The organism is Paenibacillus sp. 2KB_22 (genome assembly GCF_052115745.1).
Taxonomy (GTDB): domain Bacteria; phylum Bacillota; class Bacilli; order Paenibacillales; family Paenibacillaceae; genus Paenibacillus.
In genome coordinates this window covers 152,540-178,852 of record NZ_JBFRHG010000004.1, presented here as the reverse complement: position 1 = coordinate 178,852, position 26,313 = coordinate 152,540, and the positions used below count along the sequence as shown (strand labels likewise).

Below are 26,313 nucleotides of genomic sequence, written 5' to 3'. Positions count from 1 at the left end.
AAGAGGATGGCGCAATACCTGGTTACAGGTGCTGCGCCATCCTCTTTATTTGCGTATGGACCCATTATTTCTTCGGTTTCAAACGTCCAAGCAATGCGCCCATTTTGACCGAATCACCTGGCTGTAAACCCGGTTTTGGTTCAAATGTGCCACTCTGCGTGAGCAGAACAACAGTGGAACCGAATTCAAAATAGGCCAGATCATCGCCTTGTGCCCAGGTACTTGTGTCCGTGTTAGCATATTGTATGCTGCTCACGTTCATCGCACCCACTTTGACAACCGCCACTTCACCATAATCGTGTGCGATATACGTAATGAGCCGTTCGTTTCGACTAAGCACGGATTTCATATGGGTCAGCCCAAAGTCATTCACGGGATAAACTTTGCCCTTGATGTGTTCGCTCTCTATTTTGCGGCCGCTGACAGGTGCATGAATGCGGTGATAGTCGCGAGGGCTGAGATAGAGAACGAATCCGTACCCGTGCTTGTACTTCTCCAAATGGGGAGAATGGTTTAATAATTCAGCAAGTGTATAATTTTGTCCCTTAACATTCAGGAGTGTCCCTGCAGATATTGGACCGGCTGCCGTAATCTTGGCATCTACCGGGCTGATCAGTGCATGCTCTGAAAGTTCCAACGGGCGCATGCCCGGCTTTAACTTGCGGGTAAAGAAATCGTTCAGTGAACGGTATTCCTTCCAATCTTTCTCGGCCTCCTGAACAGGGATGTCGTAGGTCCGGACAAAATAAGGGATAAATGCCTTACTTCCCCGGCTTTTGGAGAAGGCTCCCACAGTCCGGGAGATCCATTTGCGCGAAGAAAGCTCGGTCATTAATCGCAACAGCGTTTTTGCCATGAATATCCCCCTTAGGGTTAATGCGAACTTCAAGGCCGGCAAGACCGGCCGTTCTGCATAATATTGACACAGAATGCACACGAAATCAATATGATCTCCTATCGTATGTCTGCGGTTGTCTCGGAATTCTCGAATTCTGTTCCAGCAGCAGACGCCCATAAGCCATGGGTTTGCTGTACGTTGTCTTCCAGTGTTCCGACATTCCCGCCTTGCGAAATCCGTAACGCTGATCACGACCATTGCATTCAATAAAATAGATCTGACCACTGCGCGTTATCCCGAGATCAAGGCCCAGATCAGCCAGATGTGGAAGACTGGCCGCTAATATCTGGGCAATTCGGAGGGCAACGAATTCAATCCTGTGCTCCAGTCGGGCTAGGTCGAATTCGGATTCCACTGCCCCACCAAGGGCCTCTGCAAGTTTCATGACTTTACCGCCCTGGGCGATGTTGGTGACAAACGTATGAGCAGGAGCCGCTTTGGCAAACATGCCTGTAATTCCCCACAAACCATCGCTGCCACGCTGTACGGACACCCGCAGATCGACCGGTCTGCCCTCATAACGAACCAGTGGGATACGCTCTTCAATGAGGTAGGCATGACGAAAGATCCGCCTTAGGGTGGAGGAAGGAAGCTGTCCTTTGCTCAGTCGGAAGGTAGCCCATCCTTTGCGTGCAGCCTTCGTCTCACAGGTTAGTTTCCACTGTCCATCTCGCTCAAAGACTCGCATTATACCATGACCGATGCTACCGCTGCATGGTTTGATGACCAGGTCATTATAATGTTCCATCATATAGGCCAGAGAATCTGGCGTAGCTTTAACTGCATGGGGCAGGTGTTCTCTTAAGATGAGATCCTGATGAAGCATGTCATGAATGTGATCTTTACGGTACCGGTTACGAACGTTGAATACCTGGATACCCTGCAACATCAGCTTGCTGATCTGATGCTGTTCCGTCCGGCGAAGCTGAAGTGATCGGTTATGAATGACGGAGGGCAATAGCATGCGCTCGCGAACATATCTGCCTTCTTTTTTCACATAGGCAAGACATGTTTTTTGATCGGAATCAATATCTTCCAGCCGCAAAAAGCAGGGGGTTAATCCATAACTGGCTGCTGCCTGTTCATAATTCGCGAGTGATTCCTGACCGGTCCTTCCGGCCGGTATCCCCCGGTACATGCGTGAATCGAACATAATGCCGATCGTTTCTTGGAGCATGACCGTTCCTCCTTCGATGTTATCGCGACCATGGATCGTCCATTCATGGAATGCCGGCCTGTCACCGCATGGCTCAGACATCGCGATAACGCAGACCGGTGTGTAAGTGCATCGCTATGCACGAGCGTTAGCTCAGGTCATGTCTGAAAACTCCGAAGGAAGCAGGTTTTGCCGAATTTTCGTTCCAAGCAAGGAAGTTTTCCACATGCGTGCCGGGGCACGTCATGGGAAAGTGACGCAGCAGGGGGCGAAAAGACGGTGAAAGATGTACTTCAGCCAGATCTCAGACACGACATAGACATAATATTCTATGACATGACTGGGACGGGGGCGTGGACAGCCGCCTTTCCTCTGCTGCCCTGACACGCCTATTTCCATGAAGATCATCGAACCTTCCTGTCTTGGTGCATATACATTGGTGCTTTGGCATCCGCAAAAGTCATAAATGAAGTGGCAGATGCCCATATGGAAGCATATGATGCCGGAGATGAACGTTTGAGGAAGGAGCAAGCTGCATGAGTAAAAATGGCAAAAAGAAGGTTCCGACGCCGAAACTGCGGCATGTGAGCCCAAAATTCAAGGAATTGGAACTGACTGATCGCAGGGCAGACAAGATGAATTCCGGTTTCACTGTGAATAGGGAAGAACGATTGAATACGAATAAAAGGGATTCGAGGGCTGTTCAGGCATCGGAAGAATTCCTATACGAATCAACGGAACTACCTGCTACAACGAACGAGCTGGAAGAGCTAGAGATCGCAGCCAAAATCAAGACGGACCACGTAGCGTCTGAAAGTAAGGAAGTTGAGACGCAAGATAGCGTGGAAAAGCAGATTCAGGTTAGCAGCGTGGCTCCGCCTGCTCTGGTAGAAGAGCAGGACATCAACAAGCAGGAGATCACAAACAGGGATAGGCTGCAGATCCTGAATCAGAACCAGATGCCGGGTCATACCGGACATTACATCTACACGGACGACTTGAGTGAATTTGCTGTTACGGAGAGCAAACTGGCTCCTTTCTCTGTGGATGCCTCCAAGCTGAAACCGGATGCGGTCGGCAGTGAAGCATTGCAGGATTATGCGGTGACCAGTATTCACATTGCAGACGGGGCCATTGTTTCCGCGAAACTTGCGGAAGCGTCTGTATCTGAGGAGCACCTGATTGACGGCTCTGTATCTGGTCAAAAAATACGAAATGCTTCCATTGCTGGTGAGAAAATCAGAGATGGCAGTATTACTTCTCAGAAGCTTGGCAACCAGGTCATCGATTCGGCCAAAATTGCCGATGGTTCTATCGGCACAAGACATCTCAGCCGTATGCTGGTAACGGAAGAATTAATCAAGAATCATGCCGTGACTGGAGACAAGATCGCGATTAGTGGCGTGGATACAAGGCATCTCACGGGAGGAGCTGTGAATACCTCCAAGCTGGCTGACGATGCAGTGACTACATCCAAAATTCGTGAAGCTGCTGTCACAGGCAGCAAAATCGAAGAACTGTCCATCGAGTCTCACCATATTCAGGCAGGTGCTGTTAAACAGTCACATCTTGCAGAAGGGGCTGTTGGCCGTTCACAACTATCCAATGGCAGTATTGGAAGTGACCAGATTGAGGATGGGTCCATACAAACAAGGCATTTAGCTGAGGGTTCATTAAGTGGAAGACATCTACTGGACGGTTCGATCGGTTCAAGCCAGATTCGCGCTCATGCCGTTGGCAAGGAGCAGATTGGCAATGGAGAAGTGGGCAGTGAACATTTGACGGAAGGTGCAGTAACCAGCAGCAAACTGGCAGACCAGTCTGTTGGAACAGCAAAGTTGCTGGAGCAGTCCATTACGGCCTCCAAGATCGCGGATCAGAGTGTCATTTCTTCCAAAATTGCAGATGAAGCCGTACAGGGTAAACATCTTGCCAAAGGGTCCATTCGTGCGGAACACATTGCAAATCGGGGAATCACGCCAGTACATGTGGATAATTCCGCAATTCACTCCATTCACATTGCAAGTGGAAGCATCGAGGCAACTCATCTGTCTACCGGAAGCGTGTCTGGAGATGCTCTTGCTGACGACGTGGTGAGTGAGCGGCATCTTGCAGAGTCGGCCGTAGGTACGTATGAATTGCAGGATGCTGCGGTTACAGACGTTAAGCTCGCGGATGGAAGTGTGACAACAGAAAAGCTTGGAACGGCATCGGTTAATAGCAGGGCGCTTGCCCCGGGAAGTGTCATATCCTCACATCTTGCAAGTGGTGGAGTCACAGGCACACATCTGGCTCCAGGGAGCGTGGGTTCCGAGGCCCTGAGACCTTATGCAGTGAAATCAGATCACCTGACGGAACATGCTGTAGGGGCACCTCATCTTCAACCAGGCAGTGTTGAAACGGATGCTATTGCACGGGCGGCAGTCACAACAGACAAATTGGCTCCTGGTAGTATAACTTCAGCCCAGCTGGCTGGTGGGTCCATTTTTCCACCTCATCTAACAGATCATGCAGTTACCTCCCCCAAGCTCTCACCAGAGAGTGTTGCCACAGATAAACTGGCAGATTTTGCTGTTACGTCGGCTAAACTGGCGGACGGGAGCGTGACTTCTTCCAAAATTATGGCAGAAAGTATTAACGCCAAACATATTCCAGCAGGAACGATTCGCGGATATCACCTGAAGCAGCATGCCGTTTCCCTGGAACATTTGTCAGAAGAAATACGCTCACCGGAACTATTCGCTGATGGCAGTATTACGGGCAACAAACTTCGGCACGGGTCCGTAAGTGCGGATCATCTGACAGCAGACTCGGTATCCGGAACAGAACTGCAACAGGCTGCTGTAGGTAGCGAGCACTTGCAGCCATCCGTTGTACAATCCGTGCATCTGGCTGAAGGCAGCGTGAAATCTGAACATTTGGGAACTCAAGTTGTAAGCTCACAGCATCTGAAGGCAGACATCATTCATGAGGAGCATATTGCTGAACAGGTGGTCACATCACATCACTTGGCACCTGGATCTGTCGAAACAGACCATCTTGCCCCTTTATCCATTACAGCGGCGCATCTTCAGCCAGGTTTGATCAGTGGTTTGCATCTTCAGGCAGAGTCGACAAGTGCTGTTCACTTGCAGCAAGGAGCTGTACATTCCCGTCATATTCAAGATGGTGAAATTCTGCCTCATCATATCCATGAACGCAGCATCGGAACGTCTCATCTGGAAGAAGAAGCGGTAAGTACGATTATTTTGCAGGATGAATCTGTAACACGATCCAAACTAGCAAGTGGTAGTGTTGATGGCAGCAAATTAGCCGCAGGTGCAGTATCGGCTACTCACATTGCCAACGAAAGTGTGCAAACCCGTCATATCCAAGAAGGAGCGATCCTGGCTGATCATATTCAAGAGTACAGTATTGGCTCAATTCATCTGGATGAGGAGTCCGTAAGTACGGTTCATTTGCAAAATGGATCTGTAACGAGTGCCAAACTGGCGGACGGCAGTATAAACGGCAGCAAGTTACTCGAAGGTACGGTATCGGGGATTCATATTGCATCCGAAAGCGTGGAATCCGCGCATATTCAAGCAGACGCCATTCATGCTGACCATATTCAGGAGCGAAGCATCGGCACAATCCATCTGGAAGAGGAAGCAGTAAGTGCCATTCATCTGCAAAATGGGTCCGTCATCAGTGCCAAACTGGCCGACAGTAGTGTAACCGGCAGCAAGTTGCTCGAAGATGCGGTGTCAGGAATCCATATCGCATCCGAAAGTGTGCAATCCCGCCATATCCAGGAAGGAGCGATCCTTGCTGACCATATTCAGGAGCACAGCATCGGCATGCTTCACTTGGAAGAAGAAGCGGTAAGTGCCATTCATCTGCAAAATGGATCTGTAACAAGTACCAAGTTGGCCGACGGCAGTGTAACCGGCAGCAAGTTGCTTGAAGGAGCGGTATCGGATATCCACATGGCAGACGATAGTGTGCAATCCCGTCAGATTCAGGCAGGAGCCATTCATGCTGATCATATTCAAGAGCGGAGCATTGGCACAGCACATTTGGAAGAGGAAGCGGTAAGTGCTATTCATTTGCAAAATGGATCTGTTACGAGTGCCAAACTGGCGGATAGCAGTATAACCGGCAGCAAGTTACTCGAAGGTACGGTATCTGGGATTCATATTGCATTGGAAAGTGTGCAATCCGGGCATATTCAGGCAGGAGCCGTTCATGCTGATCATATTCAGGAGCGAAGCATAGGCACAGCCCATCTGGAAGAGGAAGCGGTAAGTGCCGTTCATCTGCAAAATGGGTCCGTCACAAGTGCCAAATTGGCTGACGGCAGCATAACCGGCAGCAAATTGCTCGAAGATGCTGTACTGGGGAGCCATATCGCATCCGAAAGTGTGCAAACTCGCCATATCCAGGCAGGAGCGATCCTGGCTGATCATATTCAGGAGTATAGCATTGGTACGTCCCATCTGGAGGAGGAAGCAATAAGTGCCATTCATCTGCAAGATGGGTCCGTAACGGGTGCCAAACTGGCCGATGGCAGTGTGAGCAGCAGCAAACTGCTTGAAGATGCGGTGTCGGATTGCCATATTGCCAATGGAAGTGTGCAATCCCGTCATATCCAAGAGAGAGCCATACATGCTGACCATATTCAGGAGCGTAGCATCGGGATCTCTCACCTCAAAGCGGAATCGGTAAGTGCGATTCATCTGCACAATGGTTCCATAACAAGTGCCAAAATGGCGGACGGCAGTGTAAATGGTAATAAATTGCTTGAAGGTGCGGTATCGGCTATCCATATGGCAGACAAAAGTGTGCAATCTCGGCATATTCAGGATGGAACGATTTATGCGGATCATATTCAAGAACGCAGCATTCGCACAATCCATCTGGAAGAGGAATCAGTAAGCGGGGTTCATCTGCAAAATGGGTCCGTCACAAGTGCCAAATTGGCCGATGGCAGCGTGAACGGCAGCAAACTGAGTGAGCAGAGTATTACCTCTAACCACTTGAATGCGGGAATTGTAGGTCCAGCGCATTTGAGCGAAGAGATATGGAATGCGATTCGTCAGTTCAGTGGAGAAACGCTGGAACAGTTGGCAGCGATCAAAAGACAAGAGGGATTGCTTCAAACAGAAAATGAGGTTGTACAGCAACCACAGCAGGCAATCGTCGAGGGAATACCCGGTGCTGTTCTGGAAGTAACACAAATTCACGAGACACCTAATCAGGAGCTGGAGCAACAACAAGAGCTGATATCTCCAAGTGATCAGATTGGCGAACCATCGGCAGTTTTGTTCACCACAGAGCAGGAAGATCAGGCTCAGCAACCAGAGCTGGAACAGTCACAGGAGAACGCTGGAACTACGGCGTTTATGTTAAGTGAACAATCGGTTACACAGGAGCATCTGTGTAACGATGCCGTAGGCAGCAGCCAGTTGCAATCGGGCGCAGTTCAGGCCAAACATCTGGCGTTCCAACCCGTTCGCAGCGTAAGCAAGCAACCGGTTGTACAACAATTCGGCATGGAAGCTTTTGTCCTGCCAGAGAGTGAAGCAAGCACAGAGGTAACCGTTGTTTTTGAAGAGTCATTTGCTTCAGAACATTATGTAATTGTGGGCATGAGCAATGATCGGGGATTCCAGATTTCCCTGCTCTCGCAGAGTGAGGACGAAGCGGTACTTGAAGTGTCACGTACGGCAGATTGCAAGCATACGTACGGATTGTTGTCATGGATTGCTGCGGGGCCTTCGCAGGAATAGTGCAGGTTGTTGCATGGGTAATAATGAATGACAAAAGCGGTGTCCAGAGTTGTCCGGGACACCGCTTTTCGTTGAACTAAGCTTAATCCGTTCGGACGGTGGGGGTGTCTGAACGTTTTGTTACCATAAGGATAAGTACATTATAAGTTCAATCACGATAAAGTAGGATTTTACAGGCCTACAGCTTGATACGCTTTGGTAATGGCAGTAGCTTCAGCAGAATTCGCTCCGTACAGATCTTTGGCTGCTTGAATGGTAGCTGTTTTGGCAGCGGCAAATTTGGACGTTGGTGTCAGGTAGTTCACCAGTGTGCTGTAGAAAATCTGGATCGCTTTATCCCGGCCGATTCCGGTAACAGTCACACCATTATGCGTTCCGCCTTGAGCAGCAAGGTAATAGGCTTTGTTAATGATACCACTGTTGATATGGACACCCCCGTTATCCTGTGTGCCTGTGTAGCGATCACTGTATTTGTCAGGTTGACCATACAATGTAGGGTTGGAGAGGGAGCGCAGTGCATCTCCTGGAATGTTAGGTGTGTAGATATCATCACCGAGCAGCCAGTTTTTACTCTGAATCGTATTTCCGAAAATATCGGCAAAGGCTTCGTTGAGTGCACCTGGTTCATTACGATACTCCAGATTGGCTGTATATTCAATGACACCATGCGTCAATTCATGACCGACAACATCGAGATCACCAGACAGGGATCGGAACGTCGTTCCATCTCCGTCACCAAAGACAATCTGCGCCCCGTTCCAGAAGGCATTATTGTAATTGGAGCCGTAGTGCACGGTGGATCTGATCAGCAATCCGTTACCATTAATACCGTTACGGTTGAATTTGTTTTTGTAGAAATCATACGTAGCAGCTGCATGGGCGTGAGCATCCACACCTGCACGATCGGTCCATACATTATCCGAATCCGTGAGCAGAGTACCTGGCAGCGAGGAGCCATTGTTCGCCGTGTATGTTTGGATGCCATTGCCGCGAGTGGTGTCTTTCAATTGGAAGGTGCTGCCGGATTGGGTGGTTGTCAGGGTTTTGGTATCACCGAGTACACCTGTGCCTGTTCCAGTGGCAAAATTAATGAGGTCAAACTGGGATACGATACTGCCATCCACTGCATTGATGAAATATTTGGTCCGTAGAGGGGCAGGTTCCAGTACGTTTACTTCCGTAATGTAAACCAGATACGTCTGACCATCTTCTTCATGATGATAGATGTTCAATTCAGCTTGAGGTGTGATCTCCGCGGCACCAAGCTCTCCAATCCGTGAGGTTGCTTCTTCGGTTGCAATGCGAATCGCGTCATCTCCGCTGATCTCGGCTACACCATCATTCGGAATGGCCTGTTCTTCAATCGGTGGAAGATCGCCAAGTGCTGAACTCACGGCACCGGTTTTGTCCAGGTGGACCGTTTGTTCTGCACCATAAACCGGGATACCTTTAATATATTGTTTCAGGCGGAAGTGTCTTACGCCAGATGTATCTGTGTTTCTTTTGACAATTTTGAGCTGGGATTTCACATCGGAATTCAGGAATTGTTCCTGCTGTCCAAGGTAATTAAAGATGGTGTCATCTGTTCCACTGTTCAATGGAATACCCTCCTCAGAGGCATAAGGGGCCTGAAGTGGAATGGATTGATCAGACAATGGAGCTGCAGTAGCAGAGGATACGGAAGCGAGCAAAAGAGCTCCTCCAAGAATTGTTGGCATAACTTTGGCGAATTTCATAGTAAACTCTCCCATTCTTTAACTTATTTTTTGTTGGATAACTATCATGCCAATCTCGGTTGGAATTCCGTCTGCAACTTAGGCAGCGCGGAGCGTGGGGCTGAACCTGAAGCGTGGAATGAGACAAGAAACGATTGGAACAAAATCGGCTTGGCCTTGGTTCGGGAGGTGTTAAGTACGACACCAAACGAAAGGATAACCGTTTATTCAGTTCAGCCCGAAGGTTTAATCGTCTATTGTGTTCCTCTTTCAGAAAGCCGGGGGTTGTCCAATTGCGCAGGTAGAAGATTCGTTCACGGAAAACTGGGGTGTTCAATCCGGGTTTGCGTAAATGACGAAGGCAGTGTGTTCTGAACGGCATCACTCCTCTCAAGAGTAGAATGAATCGGTTTAACAGGTTCTGTGAATGAGGTCATCATCTAATCAACCTAAGGTCAATAAATTTAGTCACAAAGATAAATGGGAACTTATGTTCATAACAAGGTTATTTTTGTAAATAAAACTGCTTGGAACGTATATTATCACAGTGTAAAACTTTGGAAAAGATGCAAATTTAGATTTTTTCTAAAATTGTGTCTGAAGTAGGGGAGAGGTAGCGATTTTCACATATTTTGACGTATTTTGTCTAAAATCAAGGCCTGTACCCTTGTGTTCACAGGGAGAACCTGCTTCGTACAAGGACATACGCCGTTTCCACTGCTCCACGAATACATAGAATAACGTGTACTCCCTTGGCATGCCGATGATTGAATGCGGGAGGTGAAACTGTTGCGCAAAACCCGTACCACAGCACGTTATGCAACCCGCTCAAATGTGACACGCAGAAAAACAGTGCTGAAGAAACGAAGATGGAAGTCTGGACACAAAAAGGGTACAAAGGCCTATAGGTTCGTTATTCCATCCAGACAGCTGATGTCACAGGCTAAGGATGGAGTAGAGAATGGAGCGGAAAATGGCATGAGTGATGCTCCTGCACAAAGGGATGGTTCTCAGCGCACGCTGCTCTCGGTGATTATCCCTGCTATGAATGAGGAGAAAACGATTGGCGCAGTTGTGCGTGAAGCGCGGCGGATATGCCGTGATGCTGAAGTGCTTGTCATTGTGAATGGTTCAACAGACGGTACGGCTAATGCAGCCAAACGGGCTGGAGCACGAGTGCTTACGTATGCAGAAGCGCTGGGGCATGATGGAGGACGAAAAGTAGGCGCAGAGGCGGCCTGTGGTCAGGTATTGCTTTTTACTGATGCAGATATCGCCATTCCCGCAGAGCACCTTGCACCTTATGTGAAAGCTGTGCTGAAGGGAACGGATGTGGCACTTAACGACTACCATGGGCCAGTTACTCGTCATCCTGTTCATCCGGTCGTGGAGGCCAAACACATGTTGAACAGCATACTCGCAAGATCCGATCTCCGGGGGGCATCCATGACAGCTATTCCACATGCAATAAGCCGAAAAGGACTTGAGGTCATGGGGATATCCTCACTGGAAGTTCCGCCACTCGCACAAGCCAAGGCCGTGATCGGCGGACTTCGGGTACGCGCTGTTCATCACGTACCTGTGGGTAGAATGAATGCAGTACGAATCAAGAAGCGAAGCGGACCTGATCCGCTAAGTCAAGTGGTGCTGAATGATCATATGGCAGCGATCAAGTGGATTACGGATACGCTCGGCCCCCGCGGAGGGTATACCGATCTGAAACGTGTTCGCAACCTGGCGAGGTAAGCATGTCGCATCGGATGATGCAGCATGCTGGAGGTGAGGAAATGAAGGGACGTTCAGGAATTGCCCGCCGCAGGCGGACAACAACTAGACGAACGACAGCGGGAAGAACAGTCATTAACAAGCGTCATGGGAACAAGAAGCATGTAGCTATTCAAAAAACAAGAAGAAGCCGATCAACGTCTGGCCAAGTGGATCTGCACTTGATGTGGAAAGCGGGGCAAGTTGCAGGAAACGAGGCGAAGGCGAACAACACAGCATCAGACAAACACGCACGTCTCGTGTGGAATGCACACGCTGCGAACGTTACGGAGCTAAGCAACTTCGATCTAGCCCTGAAGGCAGGTAAGGCATTTATGCAGGGTTATGCCCATGCCTCGGGACATTCATTCCAGATTGTGCCGCTACCCCTTCGTCATTCGGCTGCTGCCGTTGTCTGTGCCTGTAATGAGGAACACACACTGGGGCAGGTGCTAGTGCAACTAAAGCGGTTGCCTCTGACGGATATCATTGTCGTACTGAATGGAACGACAGATGACAGTTTGAAACAGGTACTGAAGCAGCCTGGACTTACAGTAGTCTACGAACCGGATCGGGCAGGACATGATGTTGGGCGTGCACTTGGAGCCAAGATGACGGACGCGGAGTCGGTACTCTTTGTGGATGGAGATATGGTCGTCTCGGCTGAAGAGCTTGCACCATTTCTGTATGCAGTTGATCGCGGACAGGATGTAGCGTTGAATAATCTGACGTCTTTGCTTCCTGCGTTTGCAGGGCAGGATGAGGTAAGCCGGATCAAGGCATATCTGAACCGAACATTAGGCCGGGCAGATCTTGGTTCCAATTCCATGACAGCCGTGCCCCATGCCTTGTCTCGTCGTATGATTCAGACTGTGAAGCCAGCATCACTGGCCGTTCCACCTAAGGCACAAAGTCTGGCTATTCAGCATGGTATGAGCGTATCCGCACCAAGTCAGGTGGATGTTATTCGTTCCAATCGTTTGCGTCCTGGTAACACGGGAAGTGGGAATGATGTCGCCAGATTGATCATCGGTGATCATCTGGAGGCACTGGCTACATTGCTGGGTACGGGTTGGAATTCAACTCAGGCACATACGCTCTCCCGTGCAGAAGTGGCTTACAGGAGGAACGCCAGATGACACTGACGAGTATGATTATCCCAACGTACAACGGTCTGGATCTGATCAGGCCCTGCATCGATGCCATACGTCAATACTCGGGCGATCCTGCGTCGTATGAAATTATCGTTGTAGATAACGGTTCGACGGATGGAACGGCTGAATATTGCGCGTTGGAGCGAATTCGATTTGTAAGGTTTCCGGACAATCGTGGATTTCCGGCAGCGTGTAACGCTGGACTTCGTGCAGCTTGCGGGGATGAGCTGTTGCTGTTAAACAATGATGTTACGGTCACGCCCCGTTGGCTGGAGAACCTGCGAACGGCTCTGTACAGTGACGAAAGTATTGGGATCACGGGTCCTGTTACGAATTATGCAAGCGGCATCCAGCAGATTGAACTGGCGTTTCGGAACATGGAACATTTTCAGGAGTTGGCCAATTCCAATAATGTTGCGGATTCTTCAAGGTGGAGGGAAGTACGCCGGATCGTCGGTCTGTGCATGCTGATGAAACGAAATGTAGTGGAATCGGTTGGACTGCTTGACGAGGCATATTCTCCGGGACACTATGAGGATGACGATTATTGTTATAGAGCAAGATTGCAGGGATATCGCTTGCTGGTATGTGGAGATGTTCTTGTGCATCATCAGGGAAGTGCCAGCTTCCAGAAGACAGATCCGGTAGCGTGGAAACAGCTGCTTGAGCGTAATCGTTCCATTTTTATGAACAAATGGCATGTCGATCCGCTTGAATATATGGACATATCCGATGAAGGAGGGAACGTGGAATGAAAGGTGTAATTCTTGCCGGCGGAACAGGAACTAGACTGTATCCGCTGACCCGGCTCATTAACAAACATCTGCTTCCAGTCGGTAAACATCCGATGATTATGTACGGCATCGACAGGCTCCGCCAGGCAGGCATTGATGAATTATTGATTGTGATTAACAAACATTCCGCCGGGCTATATACAGAGTATCTTGGTGGCGGAGCGGATCATGGGGTCAAGTTGACTTATCGTATTCAGGAAAAGGCAGGCGGGATTGCGGAAGCATTGGATCTGGCGACCTCTTTTATTCTTCCTGGCGAAAAATTTGTTGTGCTTCTCGGTGATAATCTCTTCAGCGATGATCTGAAGCCTTATGTGGACCGCTACATGCAGCAACCTGCTGGTACAGCGCGGGTCCTGCTCAAAGAGGTGGATGATGCACGACGTTACGGGGTGCCTGTCTTTGATCCACAGCATCCGCAGCGAATCTCGTACATTGAGGAGAAGCCAAGCCAGCCAAAAACCTCTTATTGTGTGACGGGAATATACATGTATGATGATCATGTATTTAACCTGATTCGCAATATCTCGCCATCTGCGCGCGGAGAACTTGAAATTACGGATGTGAATAATCACTACGCGTCTGCTGGCGGACTGGAATACGACATTTTGCAGAAATACTGGAGTGATGCAGGTACATTTGATTCGCTCCAGGAAGCAGCTGTCCGTATGAAAGGACAATTGCCCTAAAATGAATGCGCCTGATGCTGCCGCTGTGCGGTGCCCCATGGGAGCAGAACACTCTGCGCCGGAGCTGGAAGGATGCTCCGGCGCTTTGCGCAGCGACAATCCTCGTGCATGCTAAAGGAGGGAATGGCGTGAGAGTAGTGACACGCACCGGGGCCGCTAGGGCCACCGTCTCGGGTAAGCCCCGGGGCATCCACCCGGCCGTATTTATGGGCAGTGGTACTCCGGCAGTAGCAGGTACCGGGCCTACTGGAGTCAGAGGTGTTAAGTCAGGGAAACGCAGTACCCAGACGAAAGCGGGTACATCTGCTGGCGCAGCGCATAAGGTCCGTGCAGGCAAAGCGAGCAGCACAGGCAGTGTTGTTGGCAGAGCAGGCAAAGTTGGCCCAGCGAGCGCGAGCAAAGCGGCAAGATCCAGCCGCACCCGCAAAGGCAAAGCCGGCCTGCGCCAGGCCACTGCTGGGCGCAGGCCTGCACCAGCGCGGGGCCGGCGTGCCGCTTCCCGCGCCAAGCAGCGCACGGCGATGCGCCGTGCGCCCTTGCCAGCACCGCAAGCCAGCACGCCACAGGCGATGCCTGCCAGCGGTGCTGGCCCCGCCCCGCGCCAGGCGACACATCCGAAGGGTGTCGCTCCTGCGGGGCGGGATGGCGCTGCTGCCGCGAAGGCGGGCAGCGCAAAGGGCTTGCCGCCTCCGCCCGCGGAGCACGCAGTGCAGGCGGAGGCCGTGCCCGGCGGCTACGCCGAGGGCTACCGCGACGGCGTATTCGCCGGCGGGGAGGCGCTGGTGGCGCAGCACATCCCGCCGGATCACATTCTGCCAGCCGTGGCTGCGGCAGATCTGATCGCGGCGGGCTTCCGCCAATACGCGCCCAGCCTGACCCGGCTGTCCAGCCCGCATGAGATGGCTGGACACATCGCGGCGGCGCTGGATGCGCAGCGCCCCTTGTCTGTTGTTCGCCTCGGAGATGGCGAACTGCTCACCCTGGCAGCCGATACGGTGCTGCCAGGCCAAGAAGTGCAGGAGCTGGCACCGTTTCTGCCCTATGCAGGGGTGCCATGCTCAACGCCAGACATCCGCGCGATGCTTGCGGAAGCCATACAGGCCGCCGACTGGGTTGGCGTCCCGATCTCTCGGGCGCCCACATTCCAGGGGCTGCTCTTCCCTGTATTGCGCTACTTCGGAATCGACTGGTCCCGGCTGAAGTTGACCAGCTCCACGATCAATTACAGTCTGCACCAGTCCGGGTTATTGCTGCCGGTGCTGCAAGGACGGCGCGTTCTGCTTATCGGCAGCCAGGCTGCAGAGCTTGGAGCACTGCTGCATAACCGGGGGATTCATGTCACAGGCATCATTGGTTCCGTGGCGGGAGTCATGGATATTCCGAGGGTGATGCAGCTAACCGCAGAACATGCCTTCGATATCGCATTGGTGGCAGCGGGTATTCCGGCGGTCATTCTGTGTCGGCGAATTGCGGGTGAACTCGGCAAGGTCGCTCTTGATTTTGGACATTTGGCTGACAAACTGGTAAAAGGAGAGCTTCAACTCTAGTGGACCGTCCGGGGGCTGGTCAAATGCACATTGGCCTCACGGACGAGTGGAAATGGAGGGAGCAATATGAGCACACCCGATCAACAGCGCGGGGGAGAACGTCATGGCCGCAGCAACAAGGTTAATGCTCGAAACGTCATCCGTCGAAATGGTCACAGTCATCACAACATCACGCCAAATATCAGCACTCGTAGTGACAACAGCCACAGTGAAAATAACCGGAATGGCAGCATAAGTAGCGGGAAAAAAGCGGCCCGCCCTGCCACACAGCGCGATGTCTCGCGACCTGCCAAGGCCGTCCTGCATGCAGCAGGTCGTCGCTCAACGCGGAGATCCAGACGTAATGGTAAAAGCAGCCGCACAGCCAGGGCCAGGCTTTACAAACAGGGTTATCGTAGAGGATATGACGAAGGTATCCGCCAGGGACAGAGTTCATTTGGTCTTGTTTTTGAAGGAGTTAGCATCATTATTCCCACGTACAATCAGCGGGAGTATGTGCTGCAATGTGTGTCCAGTATCGAAAAGCATACCCCTGCCCCCTTCGAAATCATTGTCGTGGATAATGGCTCCAAGGATGGAACTGCCAAGGCCATGCTCCGCAAAGGCGGCATGGTGAGGGTTGCTGCCTTGGATCAAAATCGGGGGTTTGCCGGAGGCGTCAATCATGGGCTGATGATGGCGAGAGGACGACATATCATTGTGCTGAACAACGATACGCTGGTTACTCCGGGCTGGCTGGATAACATGATGACTTGTCTTGCCAGTGATCCGAAGATTGGTGTGGTAGGTCCGGTGACCAACTATATTGGCGGGGATCAGCAGATCGAGGTTCCATATCGTGAGGTAGGAGAGATGTGGTCTTTTGCCGCCGCACAGAATCGTCCGGATGCAGACAAACATCGAATCACTGATCGGCTGGTCGGATTCTGCTGGCTGTTCTCGCGGGAGCTGCTGGAACGGGTAGGTTATCTGGACGAAGGTTACGCAGTGGGGAATTTTGAAGATGACGATTGGATCATCCGGGTGAAGCTGGCAGGATACCAGCTTGCGGTAGCCGGTGATGCCTTTATCCATCACTTTGGAAGTGTCAGCATGAAAGCATTGGGTGAGCAGGACTTTGCAGTAGTGAACAAGGATAACGAGCAGTTTTATAGTCAAAAGTGGGGAGATCCTCATGCGCTGGTTGCCGAGACGTCCCGGTTGGCGAAGCAACAATTCTCTGGTACCTCATCCGGTCAACTAGAGGACAGAGACACAAGCCCGATTGATCCACGTCAGCGAATCTCGACGCAGGGTAGCCAAGATCCGGTACTACAGTTTAGACGCAGTTGTGATTTCTACCCGGAAGGCTCGTTCCTGTCGGATGCCAAAGGTGATGTCTATACGTTAACTGGCGGTCGGCGGCGTAAGCTGAACATCCCTGTACCGCGTGGAATATCTCCTGTTCAGGTTGCCAAACCGGACCTGCTCGCCATGCCCGCCGGAGAAGCACTGATATTAGCGGGGGAAGTGCAAGGCTGGCCGATGGAGGCACATCAGTTGCAGAACAAAGTGGTTCAGGGTTCTCCCCAGGTCTGGGCAGAAGGAAGTATTGTCGCCACAGTGGATGCACCCGAGATTCGATATCAGATCAGCGGAGGCAAGCGGAGACGATTTGTATCGGTCTATGCCGCAGAACGTTGGGGTATACATTCCGGGCATATAATCAGCGTGTCTGCGGACCAACTGAATTCGATGGAAGAAGGATGGCCCATTATCGCCCCACCTCAGCTCTTGAACCCGGATCTGTAATGTCAGGCGATCTGTTTATCCGGATCAGCAGCATGATGCGGAATGGAAGATGCAGCGATATCCTGTGTAATCGCTCTGATTCATTCCGCATCCGAATATTACATATGAGTGGGTAGCTGGACTACTGAAGCAGAGCGATTCTTTCCTGTAAAATCATTCATCTTTCAAATTTAAAATTTAATCTTTCTATTTAGCTATAGGTTTATTCTATTAGCAGATCCATTGACGCACGAGGGGCGCAGGAGTACATTTATAGCCATAATTCTTATTTAACAGATGGGAATTGAAGGTCTAGGGCGTTCGGATTTAAGCACCCGGATCATAATTTTAAAAACCTACCAGGAGGTATGTCGATGTCATCATCAACCAAAAAAGTCGTGCTGTGGAGCAAAACAGGCTGTCATTTCTGCGGGGAAGTGAAAGCATTTCTGACAGAGCGAAACCAGCCTTTCGAGAACATTGAAGTGCAGGGTAATGACGTGCTCCGAGATGTGCTTGAAGCAAAATATGGCATTCGGCATGTACCCGTTATTGAAGTGGGAGGGGACGGCAAGTTTGAAGCCTTGCTGGAACCTGATCTGGAAAAGCTGGCTGAACTTCTGGCACAACCGGACGAAGCAGCAGCGGTCTAACGGAAATCAATATCTACCTGTGGATCAAGCGTTTCCGGCTGCTGCATGACGCAATAGGGTGTTGTACAGCAGTTGGAACGTTCAACACTCAGAACTTTCGTGAGATGTAAATGATTCTAATTCACATCTTCAATGCTCATATAGAAAAAATCTATTAGTCGCGCTGTTGACCCTTTTACGGGGCAGTGATAAGATTTGTGAAATTAAAACAAACCAAACTCATAGGAATAGTTAATTTTTAGTTAATTCGCATACGTAAACCCTTCAGAATGGCCCTTGCTAACTCTCTTTGAAGATTTTAATCCAAGGAAGGCGGAATGCACATGACAGCGAAACGCAGTTTGAAATTCGGAGCGATTGTACACGGCGTTGGAGGCAGCAATACGACATGGAGACACCCGGAAGTACAGGCAGATGCCAGCGTTAACTTTGAGTTCTACAAACGTCAGACGCTAAAAGCGGAAGAAGGCAAGTTCGATCTTGTATTTATCGCAGACGGTCTGTATATTACCGAGAAATCCATTCCTCATTTCCTGAATCGCTTCGAACCAATCAGTATCCTCTCCGCTTTGGCTGCTGTTACTTCACGGATTGGACTGGTGGGTACCCTCTCGACATCCTATAGTGATCCGTTCACCGTAGCCAGACAGTTCGGTTCCCTTGATCAGATCAGTGATGGCCGTGCAGGCTGGAACGTCGTGACCTCTCCGCTGGAAGGTACAGCGAAAAACTACAGTAAGAGCAACCACCCTACGCATCCGGAACGTTACCGCATTGCTACAGAATATCTGCAGGTAACCAAAGGATTATGGGACTCGTGGGAAGATGATGCCTTTGTAAGAGACAAAGAGAGCGGTGTATTCTTCGACCCATCCAAGCTGCACACCCTTAATCATGAAGGAGAATTCTTCTCCGTACAGGGTCCGCTCAACATTGCGCGTTCACGGCAAGGACAGCCGGTGATATTCCAGGCGGGTTCTTCGGAAGATGGCAAAAACCTAGCTGCGCAAGAAGCGGATGCTGTCTTTACCGGACACGATACGATTGAAGATGCTCAGGCATTCTATAAGGATGTCAAAACACGGGCCGCTTCCTATGGACGTTCTTCACAGGATATTTTCATTCTGCCAGGTATCAATCCTATTGTTGGACGGACAGAAGAGGAAGCTGAACAGAAATATCAGGAAATCGCAAGCCTGGTCACGATTGACAAAGCATTGGATTACCTGGGCCGTTTCTTCGAACATCATGATTTCTCCCAATATGCACTCGATGAGCCTTTCCCGGAGCTGAACGGAATTGGAAGCAACAGCTTCCGAAGTGGCACGGACAAGATTAAGAAGGATGCCAAGGAGCAAGGATTGACTTTGCGTGAAGTGGCTCTGCGGGCAGCAACACCACGCAGCAAATTTCTGGGCACACCAGAGCAGGTCGCTGACAAAATTCAGGAATGGTTCGAGACGGAAGCGGCAGATGGCTTCATTATTGCTTCCGAACTGCCAAGTGGATTGTCTGATTTCGTAGAACTGGTTGTTCCGATTCTGCAAGAGCGCGGCTTGTATCGTACGGACTATGAACACGATACATTGCGAGGTAACCTTGGGGTGAAAATTCCGGTTAACCGTTATACGGCTGCCAGGGAGCAAGTTGTATCTGATTTGGCATAATTGAGATGAACACTATTCAATTTACACAAACGCGTTGCTTCTTCGGATTGCTTCTGATCTCTTCGTTAACGTGTAAAGTCTAGAGTTTAACTTATAAGCCATGGACTCAACCATTTACACTACCTTAAAACCGACTTAACTGATAGGATATATCAAGTATTGTATAAGCATCATTATAATGACACCTGTATACACAGAGGGGGAAGCGATATGAACAGGTCTATCTCATGGATGAAATATATGGCATTGGCAGCAGTATTGGTGATGGTATTATCCGGTTGCGGAGCAGCGGCGGGAGGCAGTACGAACGGTGCTGCTCAGGCTTCGGGCGGGGATCAGACCGGGCCAGCGGAAGGCGGCAATCTGACTTTTGCACTCGCGACTTCACCGGATACGCTGGACCCTCATCGCAGTGGGCTTGCCGTAACGGTACGCGCCATCCGGACGATCTACGATAATCTGGTTGTGCAGCTGCCTGATGGCTCCATCAAACCTTGGCTCGCCACGGAATGGAGCGTATCCGAGGACGGCAAGAGTTATACGTTCAAGCTGCGTGAAGGCGTGAAGTTCCATGATGGTACGCCGTTTAATGCGGAAGCCGTGAAATACAATCTGGACCGAGTGATTGATCCGGCCACCAAAGCTGCCAATTCTCTAGCCCTGATTAGACCCTATAGCTCCTCCGAGGTCATTGATGAATATACCATCAAGGTAAATCTGGAATCACCATCGCAAGCTTTTCTCGGCAATTTGAGTCAGGCACTGCTGGGAATCGTATCCCCTGCGGCTGCCCAAAAATATGGCGATCAGCTGGGTAAAAATCCGGTGGGGACAGGTCCGTATACCTTTGTGAAATGGGATGAAAATGCGGATATCGTCGTTGCCAAAAACAAGGATTACAACTGGGGACCTGAGACGGTTGAAAATAAAGCTGCGCCACATGTGGATACGATCACATTCAAAATTGTACCGGAAGAAGCGACACGCATCGGAAGTGTTCAGAGTGGCCAGGTACTCGCTGCCGAGACCGTTCCGCCGCAAAATATCGCTGCATTGAAAAACGACCCGAACCAGCAACTGTTGCAGGCTAACACGGTGGGATTGCCATATACACTCTTTTTCAATCTGCGCAAAGCGCCTTGGGATGATGTGAAAGTAAGGCAGGCAGTGCAATCCGCCGTAGATGTGGAATCGATTGTCAAAACATTGTATCTGGGCAACTACGAACGAGCGTGGTCTGCACTGTCCCCTGGTATCCTCGGTTATGATGCATCGCTGGAAGGAAGCATTAACCCGGACATCAACAAAGCTAATCAGCTGCTCGATGAACAAGGCTGGGTGAAGGGTGCTGACGGTATTCGTGCAAAAGACGGCCAGAAGCTGACCCTGCGTTATGTCGATGGTTCGCCCAATCGGGAGAAACGCAATGACATTGCCGCCATTATTCAGCAGCAGTTGAAGCAGGTAGGCATCGCTGTTGAAGTGGAAATTACAAAAGACGTAGCAACGGTCATCTATCAGAACTGGGATTATGATCTCTACGGCAATAGCCAGGTCAACTCCGATCCGAATGCCTTATATGCTTTCTATCATACGAGTGCAGAAGGGCAGCGTCCAACCTTATCCGGTTTGTCTGATCCGAAGATCGATGAACTGTTGGAGCAGGGAGCGGTTGAGAGTGACGCGGATAAACGTGTCGAGATCTACAATGAAATTCAGCAATATCTGATTGAGCAAGCGGTAATTCTGCCGATCTATGTATTCCCGTATACCGTAGCAGCATCCAAAAAGGTCGAAGGCATCAAATTCGATTCACTGGGTTATCCACTCTTTAACGACGTCCGCATTCAGCCCTAACAGAGGTTGTTCAAAAAGTCCACTTTTGATTACGAGTCATGCCTAATGGCATGGTCAGCATCGAATATGAAATTCAGCCGAAATGTCCGTTGCTCACGTAGTTTCCTACGCTCCGCTACTCCATTTCTAGCTTCATTCCATCTTCTCGGTACTGAAAACTGGTCTTTTTGAACACGCACTATAGGAACGACCAATCCAGATACAGGAAGGAGATATCCCGGTATGGTTCAAACGATACTGTCACGACTTGCAACATCGCTTCTGGTTATATTCGGAGCTTCGGTGCTGGTGTACTGCATCATGTATCTTCTGCCGGGTGATCCGGTGCTGCTCATGCTGGACCCGTCCTCGGTTACCCCGGAGATGATTGAGAATCTGCGGGTTCAGCTTGGACTGGATCAGCCGTTTTACATCCAGTTTGCGAACTATTTTGGTGATATGCTGCGCGGCGATTTCGGCAAATCGATGATTAATTCAGATCCGGTTTTGCCAAAAATCCTGGAACATTTCCCAGCGACACTGGCTTTGACCGCACTCAGCTCAATCATTGCCATCACAATCGGAATTACACTCGGTGTATTGTCTGCCATTCATCGCAATGGCGTGATTGATTTCGTCGCCCGGCTCGTTGGGCTGTTCGGCATCTCCATGCCAACCTTCTGGACGGGGATATTACTCATCCTGTTATTCTCGGTACAGCTGGGCTGGTTCCCGGCCATGGGTTCAGACGGCTTCAGTTCACTGGTTCTTCCCGCGGCTACGCTGGGTCTCGTGGGTGCAGGATTTATTGTACGGATGGTACGAAACAGCATGCTGGAAGTGATCAATGAACCGTTTATTGTGGCGTTACGAGCCAAAGGACTTTCGGAACGAGCCATCATGTATGGTCATGCACTGCGTAATGCACTGATCCCTGCCGTAACAGTAATCGGCATGCTGATCGGTGATCTGCTTGCTGGAACCGTTGTGGTGGAGACCGTCTTCTCCAGACAAGGAATCGGCCGTATTATTGCAGATGCGCTAATGGCCAAGGATCTGCCCGTGGTGCAAGGTGTCGTCTTTTTCACATCAATTATCTATGTCGTCTTGAACTTGCTGGTGGATATCTCGTATTCGTACATTGACCCCCGGGTTCGGCGTGCAGTCCGAACATGATATTGGATGGAACAGTCAGAAGAGTCCTGACAAGGAATATGGAAGGAGGCGTTGTTGCTCATGAGCATGAAACCTTTGGCCGGTGACAAAAAAGCATGGGCGGGCAGTGTAGGACGTATCCGTCTGTGGAATCGCCGCCCTTGGCGTTATCGCGTCTCATTCGCGGTATCCCGATTATTCTTTTATGCAGCATTGCTGGTAGTGGTATTTACCGTGGCATGTGCGATTGTGCCAGGCTGGATTGCGCCCTATAATCCAACTCAGATGATGACGGATGCCATTCTGCAGGCTCCCTCTGCTGCACACCTGTTCGGGACGGACTATTTTGGCAGGGATATCTTCAGTGTGGTTGTGCATGGAAGCAGGGATTCATTGCTTATTGGATTTGCTTCGGTGCTTGTGGGAGGCATTGTTGGTAGTGCGCTTGGTATTATCTCCGGTTACGCCGGAGGAATTGTTGATACCATCACCATGCGGGCTGTCGATATTCTGATGGCTGTACCCGGCGTGCTTCTTGCATTGTCTGTTGCAGCTGCTCTCGGGCCCGGACTGATGAATATTGCACTGGCTGTTGCCATTTCCTCCATTCCGGGGTACGCACGGGTCATGCGTGGGCAGGTCATATCGGTCAAAGGTCTGCCTTTCATTACAGCGACACGTTCACTGGGCGGTTCCAATACGCGTATTTTCTGGAAACATGTACTGCCGCATTCGTTGTCACCGTTGCTGGTCATGGCTACGCTGGGCGTAGGGACATCGATCTTAACGGGTTCAGGACTGAGTTTTCTTGGGCTTGGGGTGTTGAAAGAAATTCCGGATTGGGGTGCATTGCTATCCCAAGGGAGAGGTTATCTGACGGTTGCCTGGTGGATCTGTACGTTCCCGGGGCTTGCGATCACTTTGTTTGTACTGGCGGTTAATCTGATTGGAGACGATATTCGCGATCGGTTGGACCCCAAAGTAAAAGGAGCGGCTTGACCGCTATACCAAGGAGGAATACGTTATGCCACATGTCGTCATTATTGCCGGATCACCTTCCAAGCGTTCGCGTTTGACAGGTCTGACGGATTACAGCAGCCAAAAATTAACGGAGGCAGGCATCACCGTTGAAGTCATTCATGTTGCGGATCTACCCGCTGAGGATCTGGTGCAAGCCCGGTTCGACAGCTCATTCATTCGGGATGCACTTGCTATCGTAGAAGCGGCGGATGCAGTTATTGTAGCTACACCGGTATACAAGGCATCGTACTCGGGAGTCCTCAAGCTGTTCCTGGATCTGATTCCACAAGAAGGGCTACGGGGCAAGTTGACACTTCCACTCGTTATCGGTGGCTCTATTGCTCATCTACTCGCCATTGATTATGCATTGAAGCCTGTCCTGGCGGCCCTTGGTGGAAGACATATCCTGGGGGGTGTGTATGCTGTGGATCAGGGAATTGAACGACTGGATGATGGACAATTCGTACTCTCGGCAGATATTACTACACGTCTGGATCGCTCGCTGGATGAATTGAGATTGACACTGGAAAAGGATGGCATTACGATATCATAAAACCAAGTAAGTATATTGGATAAATCAATATAAGATCAAACGTCTGCGGACGTGGATACGGAGGCACTTATGAATATCGAGAATATTGAAGCATTTGTATATATCAATCATTATGGAAGCTTCAATAAGGCTGCCGAAGTACTCTTCTTGTCCCAACCTTCGGTTACAGCTCGCATTCAGTCACTGGAAAGGGAGCTGGGCTGCAAGTTGTTTGATCGGCTTGGCAAGCAAATTGTGCTGACAGAGGAAGGCCGTAAATTCCTGCCATATGCGCAGCAAGTGCTGCAAGTGATTCAGAAGGGCAAGCAGAAGATTCAGCAACGCCGGACAACACCGGATGCGCTTCGACTGGGGAGTACAGTATCGGTATCCAATTATGTCATTCCCGATTTTCTACCCAAGATCAAGGAAGCTTACCCCGAGATTAACATCAAATTGACGACAGCAACGACGGATCAGCTGATTGCCAAACTGCTTGGCCAGGAGATCGATCTTGCTTTTGTGCGCAAGGTCATGCATCCTGCGATCCGTACGGTTGCTTTTTATGAAGATCCAATCCAGCTCTATGTGTACAAAGGACATCCATTCATTGAGAGCGGGCATGTCAGCATGGAAGCGATCCGGCATGAGCAACTGGTCTTTTTTGAATGTGGTTCACTGGACTGGCTTCGCATTCACCGGGCTTTCGACTCGCTGGAACATCCGCCGAATATTACATACCATGTCGACAATTCGGAGACAGCGAAGAAACTGGTTATGCAAGGGGCAGGCATTGCTTTTCTCCCGGGACTCACGGTGAAGAAGGAAGTGCAGAATCAGGAGCTGTTCCCCATTCAGGTACATGAGGTCGCAGGTGTATCGCTGCAGATCAGCGTTGTCACGTTAAAGGAAGAATATTCGCCATTGGCGGAGCCCTTCGGGGAACTGCTGCGACAATTATAGAGCGTCTAACGTTGAATCTGACTTTTACACCAAAACGGAGAGTGCAGAACCAATCTGAAGAAGTGAAGCGTACGCATTTATCAACGGATTTTTCCCTTGGACCAAGGGAGTACAGTTCAGCACAATCAAGGAGGAGAAGAAGATGAGTATTCGTGTTGGCATTTTGGATCAGACTCCCATCTATGAAGGGGAAACGGCGGTGGATGCTTTTCGGCATACAATTGAGCTGGCACAGCGGGCAGAGCAGCTTGGATTCCATCGGTTCTGGGTATCGGAGCACCATGATTCGGGGCATGTTGCAGGTTCCTCCCCCGAGGTACTCATCTCCCACTTGCTTGCGCATACGAAGCGGATTCGGCTGGGGTCTGGCGGAGTGATGCTCCAGCATTACAGTCCATACAAAGTCGCCGAGAATTTCAATATCCTCTCAGCGCTCGGACCAGGAAGAGTTGACCTGGGAATCGGTCGTGCACCAGGTGGGTTACCGCGTTCGACACAGGCGTTGCAGGAAGGTATTCAGGAAGCCGCATCTCTTCAAGAGAAAATTGTTCAGGTGAAACGATACATTCACAACGAGCCGCTTGAAGATCAATCGCATCCACTTGCAGGTCTCAGCGCTTCACCTGTGTCCGCCATTCCAGCGGAACTGTATGTGCTTGGAGCCAGTGTCGATAGTGCAGGCATGGCTGCGGAACTGGGACTCCCGTATGTCTTTTCACTGTTCATTAACAGTAATATAGAGGTAGCGCTTCAAGCGATCCGTGTATATCGTGAACAATTCAATCGTTCCCAGGGGCGGGAGCCTTACGCTGCATTAGCCATATCGTTAATTGTGGCCGAAAGTGAGGAAGAAGCGGAAGGACTTGCGAGCGAGCATATGCTGGTGAAGATCCATCTGGAGAGTGGAAAGGTGCTGACGGTTGGTTCTGTGGAACAGGCGGAAGAATTCGGACGTCAATCGAACGAAAGGTATCGAATCGAGATTCTGGAGCCAAGTGTGACCCGGGGTACGAAGGAAACCGTAGGTCAGGCGCTGCTGAAGTTCCAGCAGGATTTTGCGGTGGAAGAGTTCATTGTGACTACAGCTACACGGGACTTTGCCAAGCGAATTCGTTCATTTGAATTGTTGCGTGAAATTCTGGCAGAGCAGGGACTAAGCGAATTTGCACTGGAATCCAAGGAAGAAGCAGCAATCGGATAGAAGTAGACAGTGAATATATACGAATGGG

Annotated in this window: 18 protein-coding genes; 15 read left to right on the top strand and 3 right to left on the bottom strand. The window is 50.4% G+C overall.

Translation table 11 applies throughout. The annotated features are described in order from the left end of the window. Positions 1-64 precede the first annotated feature (64 nt). Entirely contained in the window at positions 65-856 is a 792-nt protein-coding gene (gene asd, locus AB4111_RS23190) for an archaetidylserine decarboxylase (protein WP_442033408.1), read from the bottom strand. A gap of 85 nt (positions 857-941) precedes the next feature. Next, positions 942-2,075, bottom strand: coding sequence for a YheC/YheD family endospore coat-associated protein (locus tag AB4111_RS23185; RefSeq protein WP_442033407.1), 1,134 nt, complete (start codon positions 2,073-2,075; stop codon positions 942-944). Positions 2,076-2,590: 515 nt separating this feature from the next. Between AB4111_RS23185 and AB4111_RS23180 the strand changes: the two genes are divergently transcribed. Further along, entirely contained in the window at positions 2,591-7,825 is a 5,235-nt protein-coding gene (locus AB4111_RS23180; RefSeq protein WP_442033406.1) for a WIAG-tail domain, read from the top strand. Between the two features lie 170 nt (positions 7,826-7,995). Here the strand turns inward: AB4111_RS23180 and AB4111_RS23175 are convergent, their stop codons facing one another. Then, entirely contained in the window at positions 7,996-9,561 is a 1,566-nt protein-coding gene (locus AB4111_RS23175; RefSeq protein WP_442033405.1) for a M4 family metallopeptidase, read from the bottom strand. A 768-nt stretch (positions 9,562-10,329) separates the two neighbouring features. Between AB4111_RS23175 and AB4111_RS23170 the strand changes: the two genes are divergently transcribed. The 14 genes from AB4111_RS23170 (at position 10,330) to AB4111_RS23105 (ending at position 26,285) form a co-directional block, all read left to right on the top strand. After that, positions 10,330-11,286, top strand: a complete 957-nt coding sequence (locus AB4111_RS23170; protein WP_442033404.1) for a glycosyltransferase family 2 protein — start codon at positions 10,330-10,332, stop codon at positions 11,284-11,286. Between the two features lie 41 nt (positions 11,287-11,327). Beyond that, a complete protein-coding gene (locus AB4111_RS23165; protein ID WP_442033403.1) occupies positions 11,328-12,443 on the top strand; it encodes a glycosyltransferase family A protein in 1,116 nt (371 codons plus the stop codon). After that, the gene (locus AB4111_RS23160; RefSeq protein ID WP_442033402.1) at positions 12,440-13,213 is read left to right on the top strand and encodes a glycosyltransferase family 2 protein; all 774 of its coding nucleotides are present in this window, start codon (positions 12,440-12,442) and stop codon (positions 13,211-13,213) included. Before AB4111_RS23165 ends, AB4111_RS23160 begins: the two co-directional genes overlap by 4 nt. Next, complete coding sequence (locus AB4111_RS23155; RefSeq protein WP_442033401.1) at positions 13,210-13,941, top strand: sugar phosphate nucleotidyltransferase; 732 nt, start codon at positions 13,210-13,212, stop codon at positions 13,939-13,941. The genes AB4111_RS23160 and AB4111_RS23155 overlap by 4 nt, the downstream gene beginning before the upstream one ends. A gap of 5 nt (positions 13,942-13,946) precedes the next feature. After that, on the top strand, positions 13,947-15,488 hold the full coding sequence (locus AB4111_RS23150; protein WP_442033400.1) for a GT-D fold domain-containing protein: 1,542 nt from the start codon (positions 13,947-13,949) through the stop codon (positions 15,486-15,488). Between the two features lie 66 nt (positions 15,489-15,554). Then, positions 15,555-17,279 carry a glycosyltransferase family 2 protein gene (locus AB4111_RS23145; protein ID WP_442033399.1) on the top strand — a complete coding sequence of 575 codons (1,725 nt, stop codon included), beginning with the start codon at positions 15,555-15,557 and terminating at the stop codon, positions 17,277-17,279. Positions 17,280-17,632: 353 nt separating this feature from the next. Next, positions 17,633-17,911, top strand: a complete 279-nt coding sequence (locus AB4111_RS23140) for a glutaredoxin family protein (protein WP_253440555.1) — start codon at positions 17,633-17,635, stop codon at positions 17,909-17,911. A 323-nt stretch (positions 17,912-18,234) separates the two neighbouring features. Then, on the top strand, positions 18,235-19,578 hold the full coding sequence (locus AB4111_RS23135) for an LLM class flavin-dependent oxidoreductase (RefSeq protein WP_442033398.1): 1,344 nt from the start codon (positions 18,235-18,237) through the stop codon (positions 19,576-19,578). A 210-nt stretch (positions 19,579-19,788) separates the two neighbouring features. Further along, positions 19,789-21,435, top strand: coding sequence for an ABC transporter substrate-binding protein (locus AB4111_RS23130; RefSeq protein WP_442033397.1), 1,647 nt, complete (start codon positions 19,789-19,791; stop codon positions 21,433-21,435). A gap of 222 nt (positions 21,436-21,657) precedes the next feature. Then, the gene (locus AB4111_RS23125) at positions 21,658-22,590 is read left to right on the top strand and encodes an ABC transporter permease (protein ID WP_442033396.1); all 933 of its coding nucleotides are present in this window, start codon (positions 21,658-21,660) and stop codon (positions 22,588-22,590) included. A 60-nt stretch (positions 22,591-22,650) separates the two neighbouring features. Beyond that, positions 22,651-23,568 carry an ABC transporter permease gene (locus AB4111_RS23120; protein WP_442033395.1) on the top strand — a complete coding sequence of 306 codons (918 nt, stop codon included), beginning with the start codon at positions 22,651-22,653 and terminating at the stop codon, positions 23,566-23,568. Positions 23,569-23,593: 25 nt separating this feature from the next. Beyond that, positions 23,594-24,142 carry an NADPH-dependent FMN reductase gene (ssuE, locus tag AB4111_RS23115; RefSeq protein ID WP_442033394.1) on the top strand — a complete coding sequence of 183 codons (549 nt, stop codon included), beginning with the start codon at positions 23,594-23,596 and terminating at the stop codon, positions 24,140-24,142. Positions 24,143-24,211: 69 nt separating this feature from the next. Continuing rightward, positions 24,212-25,084, top strand: a complete 873-nt coding sequence (locus AB4111_RS23110; protein ID WP_339305856.1) for a LysR family transcriptional regulator — start codon at positions 24,212-24,214, stop codon at positions 25,082-25,084. A 142-nt stretch (positions 25,085-25,226) separates the two neighbouring features. Next, positions 25,227-26,285: an LLM class flavin-dependent oxidoreductase gene (locus AB4111_RS23105; protein WP_442033393.1), complete on the top strand. Its 1,059-nt coding sequence runs from the start codon at positions 25,227-25,229 to the stop codon at positions 26,283-26,285. Positions 26,286-26,313 lie beyond the last annotated feature (28 nt).